Annotated in this window: 11 protein-coding genes; 8 read left to right on the top strand and 3 right to left on the bottom strand. The window is 39.9% G+C overall.

What is annotated here, in order from left to right:
* Positions 1-74 precede the first annotated feature (74 nt).
* From H5160_RS14070 to H5160_RS14060, 3 genes are read right to left on the bottom strand one after another with little or no spacing between them, the layout of a single operon-like run.
* Entirely contained in the window at positions 75-1,622 is a 1,548-nt protein-coding gene (locus tag H5160_RS14070; RefSeq protein WP_182692755.1) for a PH domain-containing protein, read from the bottom strand.
* Positions 1,615-2,148, bottom strand: a complete 534-nt coding sequence (locus H5160_RS14065) for a PH domain-containing protein (RefSeq protein WP_182737792.1) — start codon at positions 2,146-2,148, stop codon at positions 1,615-1,617. Before H5160_RS14065 ends, H5160_RS14070 begins: the two co-directional genes overlap by 8 nt.
* A 36-nt stretch (positions 2,149-2,184) precedes the next feature.
* Positions 2,185-3,033 carry a D-hexose-6-phosphate mutarotase gene (locus tag H5160_RS14060; RefSeq protein WP_182692756.1) on the bottom strand — a complete coding sequence of 283 codons (849 nt, stop codon included), beginning with the start codon at positions 3,031-3,033 and terminating at the stop codon, positions 2,185-2,187.
* A gap of 428 nt (positions 3,034-3,461) precedes the next feature.
* Between H5160_RS14060 and H5160_RS14055 the strand changes: the two genes are divergently transcribed.
* The 8 genes from H5160_RS14055 (at position 3,462) to H5160_RS14020 (ending at position 11,946) form a co-directional block, all read left to right on the top strand.
* Entirely contained in the window at positions 3,462-3,944 is a 483-nt protein-coding gene (locus tag H5160_RS14055; protein ID WP_182692757.1) for a MarR family winged helix-turn-helix transcriptional regulator, read from the top strand.
* A 101-nt stretch (positions 3,945-4,045) separates the two neighbouring features.
* Positions 4,046-5,368: a hypothetical protein gene (locus H5160_RS14050; RefSeq protein ID WP_002960190.1), complete on the top strand. Its 1,323-nt coding sequence runs from the start codon at positions 4,046-4,048 to the stop codon at positions 5,366-5,368.
* Between the two features lie 129 nt (positions 5,369-5,497).
* Complete coding sequence (locus tag H5160_RS14045; protein ID WP_024596096.1) at positions 5,498-5,893, top strand: YbaN family protein; 396 nt, start codon at positions 5,498-5,500, stop codon at positions 5,891-5,893.
* Positions 5,894-6,017: 124 nt separating this feature from the next.
* Entirely contained in the window at positions 6,018-6,650 is a 633-nt protein-coding gene (locus tag H5160_RS14040; protein ID WP_024596097.1) for a PepSY-associated TM helix domain-containing protein, read from the top strand.
* Positions 6,650-7,159, top strand: a complete 510-nt coding sequence (locus H5160_RS14035) for a DUF2271 domain-containing protein (protein WP_024589611.1) — start codon at positions 6,650-6,652, stop codon at positions 7,157-7,159. The genes H5160_RS14040 and H5160_RS14035 overlap by 1 nt, the downstream gene beginning before the upstream one ends.
* A gap of 34 nt (positions 7,160-7,193) precedes the next feature.
* On the top strand, positions 7,194-8,039 hold the full coding sequence (locus H5160_RS14030; protein ID WP_024596099.1) for a DUF4198 domain-containing protein: 846 nt from the start codon (positions 7,194-7,196) through the stop codon (positions 8,037-8,039).
* Between the two features lie 280 nt (positions 8,040-8,319).
* A complete protein-coding gene (locus H5160_RS14025; protein ID WP_220491167.1) occupies positions 8,320-10,848 on the top strand; it encodes a TonB-dependent receptor in 2,529 nt (842 codons plus the stop codon).
* A 204-nt stretch (positions 10,849-11,052) separates the two neighbouring features.
* Positions 11,053-11,946: a hypothetical protein gene (locus H5160_RS14020; protein ID WP_182737791.1), complete on the top strand. Its 894-nt coding sequence runs from the start codon at positions 11,053-11,055 to the stop codon at positions 11,944-11,946.
* Positions 11,947-12,098: the final 152 nt, after the last annotated feature.

The following is a 12,098-nucleotide window of genomic DNA, read 5'->3' as shown; positions in this document are numbered from 1 at the left end:
GTCTTTCATGGGCAGTAAGAAAATGTAATAAAACATGTGAAAATGGGTATTTACACATGTTTTATTAGGGTATTTTACATCCAGCTGCGAGTATCTGACTCAATCTGCTTAATTGTAAAATCAATAATAAAGTCAGCATCTTGCTGCTTTATGTAGGGCATAAATACAAAGCCTGAAGCAAGTTGTATATACAGGCTTTTTAAGCCTGACTTTCTCATTAGGTACGTACTTATACTGCGCGCACTTTGCGCTTTATAAAGCTCAAAAACACGGTAATGAACGCCAATCATACCTTTGCGTACAACCATGTAAAATCGACCATTATCCTCATGCATGTAATAACCATAACGCTGATACGACAAAGTCACCAAGCCAGAAAACACCACTAAAACACCAAGGCTTATCAAAGTATTAATATCAGCAATAAAACAAAAGCCAAACACTAATACACTGGGTAACAGTGAATAAAAGCCTAAATTTTTATACAAAAGCGCTCGCTCTGCGCGCTTAAAAGCGAGTTTTTTACTATTAAACCACGGGTAAATCCATTGGCATACACTATCAACTTGTTCGCTATTTAATACAGGTAGTACTAACGTTTGTTTATTTTTTTTAGCCGCCACACCGGCTGCTATTCCGCCGCTACTTGCTTGTAAACACTCAACGGTAAATCGCTTTAGTAATCGCCCCATTAGGTTTTGTTTAATAACAATAGATTGCACCTTGTCCATGCTCATTGAAAGCTGATGGCGCTCTAACAAGCCAGCAATGCGTTTAAACTTTTGACCTTTAAAATAAAGCTCAAAATTATAAAAACGAATAAGCGACATAGTCACCGATAGCATTACAGCCACCAAAACTAACAAACCAATTAAGGTGATCATCGCAAAAGTAGCAGCGCTGGCCAGCATACCAAGCTCTTGTTGGTAAAAGCCTTCTACTTTCGCAATAATTTGCTTCTCTAAAAAATCAACAATTAGGTTTATAAAAGGGGCAAAAGCAGCGATTGCTAAAATAGCCATATTCGACATTAAACCAAATTTGGCTATTTCTTTATTGCTAATGCTTAGGCTGTTTTCGATAGTGTCTGTTTCGCTTTGTTCAGTATTTGGTGCTTCTTGCTGTTGCTGCGCTTTAAAATCAAATATTTGTTTACGCATTTGCTGTGCATAATCTTTAGTGACACCTGGTAAAACAACTTCTTGCGACACACTGCCAGCGGCATCAAAAATACAATTAACTAAGTTTACGGGGGTAAAATAAAACGGCTCGGCAATATTAACGTTTTGCACGCGGCCAAATTTAAGCGTAAGTCGCTCTTTTTTAAATACACCTTTGTTAAGCAATATTTCGTTGTCGCTACTAATACTAAACTTAAAATTTAAATAATATAAAAATGAGTAAACAAGTAGCAAAATTAGTGCAATACCGCCTGCAACCTGCGCCCAAAACAACTTATTTTCTACTTGAGTAACAAATACGACTAGCATGGGCAGTAAGTTTAAAAGGCCATCTTTTACAAAGCGCACACTAAAGTGCACAACAAAGTATAAAAGTGCCCAGGGCGATACTTTTTGCCAGTAAATAGGGCTGGCTTTATCTTCGATAGTTGTATTACTCATCGACTAAAGCTGCCTGAGTAGTTGCGTCGTCTTGGCGGTAGTTTTGTACAAATTGGCGCATGTTTTTACAATCATCATGGGTTAGCCCGCTAATTTGTAAATCCGCACTTACACCGCCAGCGCTAAATAATTTAATGCTCGCAAGACTAAGTTTTCGCTCTATTGGCCCTTGGTGTATTTCCATATGCTGTACACGCGCTAAAGGTAATACCGTCACTCGTTGCCAAATAACGCCTTTTTTAAAAGCAATGTCATGATTTCGCACTGCAAAACCTCGCAACCTCACACTTATTATGTTGTACGCCATAGATACGGCTACCAAAATTGGCATACCAATTAGCAAATACGTTTGTGCATTATTAGCAAAGGCTTCATTAAAATAACAAACAGCAATAAGCGCTCCAATTAGCGGTACATAAAACAGAAGCGAGCTAAGTTGTGTATGTAATAAGGCTTTATCAGCCAATGGCTTAAAGCTAATATCACTATGCTTTGGCAAATCCATTATTTGTTGATTGTTAAACACTATTTGTCCCTATTTCTGCTTTTAATTATGACTAGCTTACCAACTAATGGTGGTTATTAAGGTGTGGCTTTGTTTTGGCTCAAGCGTTACTTTATCTGTCAGTACATTAGCGGCCTCTAGGCAGAGCATTGTTTTATATTCATCGTCAGCAAAGTTAGATAAGCGTTTTGACTTTTCTATCCATGGATTCCACAGCACACACGAACTTGAGTTTTCGCGGCTCACATTAATAACACCTTCTGGCGTGTTAATGGTTTGTACTGCATTTGCTTGTGTATAAACCATATCGGTTTCGCGATTAAAGTTTACAACATCATTTTGTACAAACGGCCCTTCACTAAACTCAATATATTGCGCGCCTTGCAAACCATCAACATGGGTATTTGTAATATCTGAGGTTGGAAAATAGGTATGCAATGCTTGAGTAAAGCTAAATGGCACACTTCCTAAGTTAGTGGTCGTTAAGCGAACCTGTAATTTATCGCTTAATATAAACTCAACTTTTAATGCGCACTGATGCGGCCAATACGTTGTATTAACAAGTTTCATGGGGAGCTTTAAACTAACTGTAATTTGCTCATCAGATTCGTGTACTTCATCGGCTTGCCATACGCTTGTGCGCGCAAAACCGTGGGCAGGCCACCCATCATTAGCGTGTGTACCAAACCACGGCCAACAAATAGGAATACCGCCTCGAATACTCGCCCCTTCTTGATAGGTTTCCTCTTGTGAAACCCAAATAAGTGGCTTGTTATTTTTAGGGATAAACTCGGTAATTTGCCCACCTTGCAAAAATATTTTTGCGTCGCACTTTTCACTAGCTACTTTAATAAACTCAAGTCCGGATTCGCTTTGCTCAATGCTAACTGATGGCGATAATTTCATACCTTCCCCCTATAATACTGATACTAAAGATTTTTAATGTTTACATCTAAACAATAATGCATGCTTAAAGTATACGCTATTGATATTAAATATTGATTGCTGAATTTGTTCATTGCCGATTAATACATATACAGTAAACTCACAAACAATTACTTTGTACTAACAGCTGTAAATGAATAATACTAAAGTCTATACAATAAGACTTGCCAATTATTCACAACATACGTACTGTGCGCAACTTAATGCACACAAGGTGCTAAGAAAATTTACCAATATTTAAACAATATAATTTTACATTAGTTACTGCTCTAACTATTAAAAACCAATAAAAGCGGGCTAAAGTACAATATATTATTTGAATTCAATTTATTTGATGTGTAACATTTCGCGATTACGGCAAACTACCGCCCCATCGACGAGATAAGCAAATGCAAAAATATGACGAGTTATTGATTTCTTTACGTAAAGTTATCCGCGCGATTGACTTACATTCTAAGCAGCTAAATAAAACTTCGGGTTTAACTGGCCCACAATTGCTTATAATGCAAGAAGTGCAAAAAACCGATGGAATAACGGCGAGCCGTATTGCTCAAAATGTAAATTTAAGCCCAGCAACGGTCACCAATATTCTCGACAGAATAGAAAGCAGAAACTTAGTAACACGCGTACGCAGTCAAATGGATAAACGCAGAGTGAGCTTATACCTCACCGATAAAGGAAAAGAGTTACTTGATAAAGCACCTCAGCCATTGCAAGAACACTTTATTGAAAAGTTTTCTGCACTTGCTGAATGGGAACAGAGCCTTTTACTCTCATCAATGCAGCGTGTAGCCGCAATGATGGATGCAGATAAATTAGATGCATCGCCCCTTCTAGAAGTTGGTGCGCTTACTCAAGCTCCTAAAGAATAAATAATAAAAAAAAATACATAGTTTTTGTACTTACCCTAAACGTAAGGCGTTTTTTTACGTCTTGAATTTTTTATTTTTTAATCAAAATCTGAGCGGCAATTATGACTAAACTCTCAAAATTAACACTAGCACTAGTTCTAGGTGGTGTTACAAGTACTTCTTATGCGTCTGATGATCTAGACACGTTACAAAGCCAACTTAAGCAGTTAAAGCAACAAATGCAACTGCTTGAAAATAAGTTAGCTGATGAAAAAACAAAACAGCAAAAAATTAATGAGCAACACAAGCAAGAAGTTGCAAAAATTAGTAAAAAAGCTGATAACAAAGAAGTTGTTGTTGCTGCCGCCGAATCTGAGAAAAAAGACGAAGGCGTTAAAATTGGTGGCGCAGTGCGTTTTAATTACAGCACTAATTCATACGATGAAGACACTCAAGATCGTAGCGGCGACTTAGACTTTGAAGTATTTCGCATTAACTTATCTGGCGAAATAAACGATATTTCTGTTAATGGTGATTTTCGCTTTTACGATTACATGACCATTGTTAAGTATGCATACTTAGGTTACGAATTTACTGATGGCTGGGAAGCACAAGCTGGTATTGCACCTGTCCCTTTTGGTAATGGCCCATACAACTCACACAGCTACTTTTTTAGCACTAACTACTATGTTGGCCTAGAAGACGACTTTGATTTGGGTGTAACAGTAAACCGTAAACTAAAAGATAACTGGAAACTAGACCTAGGCTTTTTCAAAAATGATGAAGTAGGCGGCGTTGATGGCAGCTCTGAAGTTAACGAGCGTTACTCTTTTGATATAGTTGGTAGCCGTGCAACAACCGAAGGCACATACGATGCACCTGGCTCTCGCCTTGGTGAATACAACACATTTGCAGCTCGTACAGTGTACCAAATTGAGCATGGCGAAAACGCTAAAACCGATGTGGGTGTATCACTATTAAGCGGTGGCTTACATGATGGTAACGACCGTGCAGGTAACTACGGCGCATGGGCGTTCCACGTAAACAGCCAAATTAATAATTGGAATATTCAATTTCAGCACGGTGAGTATGACTACGACCTAGACGACAACAGCAACCGCTTTGTTGTAGGTGCGTTTGACTACTACGATACCGTATCAAGCGAAGCTACCATGACTAACTTTAACGTAGCTTACGACCTATCGGTTGATTTAGGCCCTATAACAGGCGTACAGTTTTACAACGATTACGGCATCATTTACGACAAATCTGACGACAGTGCAGATACATGGATGAACGTAACAGGTATGAGCGTATCAGCAGGCCCGTTATTTACGTACTTTGACTTTATTCAAGCACGTAACCAGCCATTTATTGGCGGAACAATTATTGGTGATGGCGATACAGAGCGTCGCTTTAACATCAACGTAGGTTACTACTTCTAGATAAGTAAAACCTATTTTATAAATTTAAAAGGGCAAACTTAGTTTGCCCTTTTTTATGTTTTTACACTTCGATTTTATAACTATTTGGCCTACAATCGAAAGTATCAGCCATTACTAAAAAGAGCCTAAGTGAATATAAAAGCAGTGTTTATTTGTTATAAAAACTTATGGTTTAAAGCACTTGGCTTAATACTTGTAGCCTTGGGTATTATTGGCATTGTGCTGCCGGTCATGCCTACCACTATATTTTTTATTTTAGCACTCACCTGCTTTACTCGCTCATCACCCGCGCTTGAACAATGGCTGTTAAACCACCCTCGTTACGGTGTAACTTTGCAGCAATGGCAAGCCCATAAAGTAGTGCCAGTAAAAGCCAAATGCTACGCCGCCATTGGCATGTTAATTGGATTTACATTTTTACTGTATTCAGCCGCCCCTATTTGGGTTATTTATCTCGTTGCAGTAATAGAAGTATTGGTGATGATTTACCTTATTTTAAGACCTTCCAGCCCTCCTAAGCGTTAAATATTCATTTTTTACCTGCTTACCGCCTTTGTTTTAAAGTTTTTATGTAAAGATAAGTAAGTAAATTTGTAATAGCTAATGCAAATCATTATCATGCTGTAAATTTAATTTATTTACTGTTTTTATGTCGTTTATTAACAAGCGGGCTTTGTATAGCACAAGCCGTGCTCTACATATTTATATTTCTACAGCTTTGTTTTTTTTGCTTATCTTATTTTGCGTTAGCGGCATTGTGCTCAACCATATTGATTGGCTTAAAAACGATAAAAATAATGGCCAAGTAACGGCGGTAATTCCAGCAGAGCTAGTTACCAAAGCGAATGAGCAGCTAAATACGCTGCCAACGCTTTACCCTGAAATAGAAGCTTACCTAGCCGAGCAATATGCACTTACAAAAGTAAAAAGCATTGAGTGGGAAAAAGAAGACGCGCTTGTCATGCTCGACTACCCACTGCCTGCTGGGTTTGCCTACGCAGAGCTTGATTTTACAACTGGCGAGCTAAATCTTGATTACCAAACAGGTGGCTTTTTAAGCCTTATTGGCGACTTACATAAAGGCCGCCACAGCGGTGAAGTATGGAGTTGGGTAATTGATATATCTGCCGTACTAATGATTTTATTTGCCATCACCGGCATGATTATTTTGTTTCAAAATAGAAAAAAACGCTTAGCAGGAATATGGATAACCGTACTCGGAGTGGCAACTCCACTGGTTATTTATTTATGTTGGGTTCCACAAATAAAAGGAGTGTCTTAATGGTTAAATTTAAATTATTTATAAGCGCCGCATTACTGCTCGTAGCTGCGTTTTTTCAAACAACGGCGCATGCGCAAACACCACAGCTAGAGGTTGAATTAACGCTTCCTGACTTAGAAGTACAACCGTATCACCGCCCATACGTTGCAGTTTGGCTTGAAACACCAGAGCGCAAACACGTTACAACGCTTGCACTTTGGGTGCAAAAAGCAGAATGGTTTAAAGACTTACGCCAATGGTGGCGTAAAGCCGGTAAAAGCGATGCCAACTTTGACGGCATTAGCGGCGCAACAAAACGCGCAGGTACTTACACCATAAATTGGCAAGGTAATGATTTAGACGGTAACCCAGTAAAACCAGGTAAATACTTACTAAATATTGAAGTTGTACGCGAAGAAGGCGGCAGAGACTACACCCGCGTTGAGCTCGATTTAACTAAATCAGGCAAACTAACAATTGATGGTAAAAACGAGTTTTCTAAAAGCTTCGTCACTGTAAGCACTAAGTAGCTGCTACTTAATCATTTGAATTTAAGGAAATACAATGAAAATAAATTTATTAAAAACGGCATTAATCGGCGCATTGAGCTTATCTGCTTTAGTGTCAACTTCAGCAAGTGCACACGGACGTTGGTTACTACCTTCGCATACATCTTTATCAGGCGATAAAGCGCATTACGTAATGATTGACGCTAGTATCTCTAACGAAATGTTTGCACCAGACAAAGCCTTTAAACCTAAAGAAAAAGGCGCCGAGTACGACGACACATTATTAATGGCACTTGCGCCTAATGGTGAGCCAGTATCTGAAACCATTCGTGCTTATTACTTAAAGCGTAAAAGCTCAGCTGCGGTAAGCTTAACAGAGCAAGGCACTTACCACATTGCAATGACCCAAAAGCCAATGTACATGACCTTCTATAAAAACGAAGAAGGTAAGCGCAAGCGCGTATTTGGTAAAAAAACAGAAGCCGAGTTACCTAGCAATGCAAAAGATGTAACCACAACGAAGGTTGTTTCAACAGTAGATACATTTGTAAGCCGAAATGGCACCTCAAAACCTGCACAACTTGGTTTAGGCCTTGAGCTTAGCGGTCCAACGCATCCAAACGATTTATTTGTAGGTGAACAAGCACGTTTTCAGTTACTACAAGATGGTAAATCTGCTGGTGAAGGCGTTGAAGTAAGTATTTTAAAAGGCGACACACGCTACCGTAACGAGCGTGGCGAAGTAAAAGTAACGACCGATAAAGACGGTATGTTTACAATTACGTGGAAAGAGCCAGGCCTATACCTAATCGAAACCTCTAACAAGGTTACCGTAAATGAAGAAGGCGTAGATGCAGGACGTTATGCATTATTTACAACGCTTGAAGTTGCCCCTGAATAATTTAAATTACTAAATTTAAAAAATTGAAAGGCCAAGCATTTGCTTGGCCTTTTTACGTCTTACTAACTTTTATCTAAAATCCCCTTGAATTCGCAACCATTCGACACAAGATTGCAACTACAACGATCCAAACGCCTATATCACGCGTAGACAGTGACCTTACTTGTTAACAACTTAGAATATCTTAGATAGTTTTTATCTTTGCACTAGGGTAGTCGCTTCTATATGATGCGCTCCTTTTTAAAATCAATAGTCAGCAGCCCTCAAGGGAATCAACATCATGTTAAAGCCATTATCAGCCAAAAAAGTAGCACTTAGCCTGGCCGTTTCTTCTGCACTTAGTGCACCCTATTCTTCTGTATTTGCTGCAGAACAAGATGTTCAAGCCGAAAAAAGCATTGAAGTGATTTCAGTAACAGGTACTCGCCGTAGCTTACGCAGTATTGCCGAAAGCTCAGTACCTGTAGATATTATTACCAGCGGTGATATGCAAAGTACGGGTCAGCTAGAAATAAGCCAAATACTAGCAAACCAAGTACCTAGCTTTAACTACCCAAGCGCCACTATGGGTGATGGTACTGACCATGCAAAACCAGCAGTTTTACGTGGTTTAGCACCCGATCACACATTAGTACTTATAAACGGTAAGCGCCGCCATGCAGGTGCACTATTAAACTTAGCGGGTGTTGTTGGTCGAGGCTCTACAGCTGTTGATTTGAACATGATTCCAACCTCTGCAATTAAACGTGTTGAAGTGCTACGTGACGGCGCAGCCGCACAGTACGGTTCTGATGCAATTGCTGGGGTAATTAACATTGTACTTAAAGATGCCTCAGAAGGCGGTAGCGTAAGTGTAACGTACGGTAAATACGATACTCAAATGGCTGGTGTATCTCAGCTAGAAAGTACCTATGCTGATGCAAACGGCGACTTAGCCTTTAATACCGGTGGCGACAGAGAAGTAAACGACGGTGCAACACGCACTGTTAGCGCAAACTCTGGTTTTGCGTTATCTGATAACGGCTTTGTAAACGTATCAATTGAATACCGTGATAACGACTCAACGCAGCGCTCTGGCTTTGACCCACGCGAACAATACAGCCGCCTTGATGATGGCAGCCTAGACCCACGCGAATTTACTATCGATCGTTACAACCACCGTTTTGGTAAAGCGGAGCTTGAAGATTACGCGTTGTTTTACAACATGGGTTACGATTTAGATAACGGCTTAAACCTTTATTCATTTGGTAGCTACTCAAAGCGTGAAGGTAATTCTGGTGGTTTTTACCGCCGTGCAAAAGACAGCCGTAACGTTTTAGAAGTGTACCCAGATGGCTTTTTGCCGCAAATTGAAACTGACGTACAAGACTACTCATTTGCACTGGGCTTAAAAGGCGAAACTAACGACTGGACATGGGATGTAAGTACCAACTACGGCCGCAACGACTTTGGTTTTGGTGTTGTAAATAGTATTAATACATCACTAGGTGCCGACAGCCCAACTGAATTTGATAACGGTGCACTGGTTTACGATCAGTTTTTAGTAAACGCAACAGCCAATACCACACTCGATTTAGGCTTACCTGATGACGTATTTTTTACCGTAGGTACTGAATACCGCCACGAAAGCTACAAAATAGAAGAAGGCGAAGAAGCGTCTTACATCACCGCACTTGATAGCGACGGTAACCCAATTGCAGCCGGTGGCGCGCAAGTACTTGCTGGTTTTGGACCAGAAAGTGCGACTGACGAAAGCCGTCATAACATCGCTTTATTTGTTGAGTTTGATACCTACTTAACAGAAAAATGGAACGTCGTTTTAGCGGGTCGTTATGAAGATTACAGCGACTTTGGCGACACATTTACCTCTAAACTTGCCTCGCGTTACAGCATTACTGAAAACCTATCGCTGCGCGGTGCAATTAGCACCGGTTTCCGTGCGCCATCTTTAGCGCAAAGCTCGTACCGCCAAATATCAACAGTACTTGAAAACAACCAACCATTTGAAGTTGGTTTATTCCCAACCGATTCAGCCGCAGCGCAAGCACTCGGTGCTCAGCCGTTAGATGCTGAAGAGTCAGTAAACGTTACTGCGGGCTTTATGTACACGCAAGGCAGCTTTAGCTTAACCGTTGATGCGTACCGTATTGATATTGATGACCGTATTGTATTGTCTGAAAACTTAGAGGGCGATGCCGTAGTAGAAATACTACAAAATGCCGGTGAGCTAAATACCGAAAGCGTACGTTACTTTACCAACGCTATCGATTCACGCACGCAAGGTGTAGATATAGTTGCCACTTATAACCTAGATTTAGACAACTTAGGTGATTTACGCCTAAACGTAGCAGCTAACTTTAACGACACCGAAGTAACACACGTAAACGACAACCCAAGCGAACTTAACTCACTAGGTGACGACTACGTAGTGTTTGCGCGTCGTGAAGTAGGTCGCTTTGAAGAAGGCACGCCAGATAGCAAATGGAACCTATCAGCAGTGTGGAACTTTAACGAATGGCAAACAACGCTTCGTGCCACACGTTATGGTGAAGTCGCTGACATATCAACTACAGCTGATCGCGATGAATACTTAGACCCTAAATGGATCACCGACCTAGAAGTGGCATACCGTCCAGACGAATATTGGAAATTTGCCGTTGGTGCAAACAACTTGTTCGATCAGTACCCACAAGCCACCGTGGATAACATTGGTTACTCTGACTTTGGTCAAATATTCCCGTACACACCGTATGCACCTTACGGATTAGACGGACGTTTCTTATACGGTAATATTACTTACAGCTTTTAATTAGTTTACTAATAAAAGCAGAGCAATTATAAAAGGATGCATCACGCATCCTTTTATATTAATAATTAGTTATTTTAACCACTTATTAGTATTTCAACTTTCATAAAAAACCACCACCCTATATAAAACAACAGCTTACATTTCGGCCTCATTTTTGCTCTATATTGTTTATATAAATACAAACAAAAATACAAAGGACTAAACATGAGCTCATCAACTGTATCTAACATTACAAAACCACTTTCACTTATTGGCGGCATTTTATTATTAAGTGGCTGTGTATTTCACATATCGCCAAGCGTTGCCTCAGTAAAGCAAACTCAACAGCTATCACTGCCAAGCAATAATCTTGAATATTTAAATGTATTAAGCGGTGCAGGTAGCCTTGAAATAAAAGGCTCAAAAACGGCCACCAGCATTAGTGTTGATGCCACTATTTACACAGCCGACATTGAAGACGAATACGAGCTAACGCTGGAGCAAGACGGTAAACAAGCAAAGCTTGTTGCCCAAAATAAAAGCCGTAATGGTATTAGCTTTTACAGTGGTCAATCTCCAAGTATTAATTTAGTGGTTACTGTGCCAAGTAATCTAAATTTAGATATTGATGATGGCTCTGGCGATATTTTAATAAGTGCTATGCAAAGCAATATTGATGTTAAAGACGGCTCGGGGAATTTAACGATAAGTGGGGCTAAAAACCTAACTGTTGACGATGGATCTGGTGAAGTAAACCTTGAAAACATCGCAGGTAATTTAGAATTAACCGACGGCTCTGGCAGTATTCATATAAACAACGTAAGCGGTAATGCAACTATTGACGATGGTTCTGGCGAAATGCACGTGAGCAACATAACCGGTTTGCTAAACGTTGAAGATGGATCGGGTGATTTAGTGATAAGCCATATAAGCGGTGCAGTTAATGTTGATGATAACTCTGGTGACCTGCTTATTGAGCATATTGGCTCAAACGTAACAATTGAAGACGGTTCGGGTGATATTCGCGTTAACCATGCAAAGGGGCTGACTATTACAGAGTCGGGCTCTGGCGATGTAAGTATCGATAATATTAGCGGTTCAGTAAAAGTAGCTGACTAACTTTATTTAAGCGTTATTCAACTGCCATTTAATATACTTTATGCCCTATCAATCTGGGCATAAGGCACTTCCCTCAAAGTATAAATTATTTAAAAGCAGCACTGTTTCACGTTAACTATTTCCTAAAATAATGAAAATTTACTTATTTGATT

It is taken from the genome of Pseudoalteromonas sp. SG43-4, assembly GCF_014164325.1.
GTDB lineage: Bacteria > Pseudomonadota > Gammaproteobacteria > Enterobacterales > Alteromonadaceae > Pseudoalteromonas > Pseudoalteromonas distincta.
This window is presented reverse-complemented; position numbering and strand designations above follow the sequence as displayed.

Bases quoted from the DNA above. Each gene is read 5' to 3' on its own strand.
- H5160_RS14040 (WP_024596097.1), top strand. From the start codon at position 6,018: ATGTCGTTTATTAACAAGCGGGCTTTGTATAGCACAAGCCGTGCTCTA.
- H5160_RS14050 (WP_002960190.1), top strand. From the start codon at position 4,046: ATGACTAAACTCTCAAAATTAACACTAGCACTAGTTCTAGGTGGTGTT.
- H5160_RS14020 (WP_182737791.1), top strand. From the start codon at position 11,053: ATGAGCTCATCAACTGTATCTAACATTACAAAACCACTTTCACTTATT.
- H5160_RS14030 (WP_024596099.1), top strand. From the start codon at position 7,194: ATGAAAATAAATTTATTAAAAACGGCATTAATCGGCGCATTGAGCTTA.
- H5160_RS14060 (WP_182692756.1), bottom strand. From the start codon at position 3,033: ATGAAATTATCGCCATCAGTTAGCATTGAGCAAAGCGAATCCGGACTT.
- H5160_RS14055 (WP_182692757.1), top strand. From the start codon at position 3,462: ATGCAAAAATATGACGAGTTATTGATTTCTTTACGTAAAGTTATCCGC.
- H5160_RS14035 (WP_024589611.1), top strand. From the start codon at position 6,650: ATGGTTAAATTTAAATTATTTATAAGCGCCGCATTACTGCTCGTAGCT.
- H5160_RS14025 (WP_220491167.1), top strand. From the start codon at position 8,320: ATGTTAAAGCCATTATCAGCCAAAAAAGTAGCACTTAGCCTGGCCGTT.
- H5160_RS14070 (WP_182692755.1), bottom strand. From the start codon at position 1,622: ATGAGTAATACAACTATCGAAGATAAAGCCAGCCCTATTTACTGGCAA.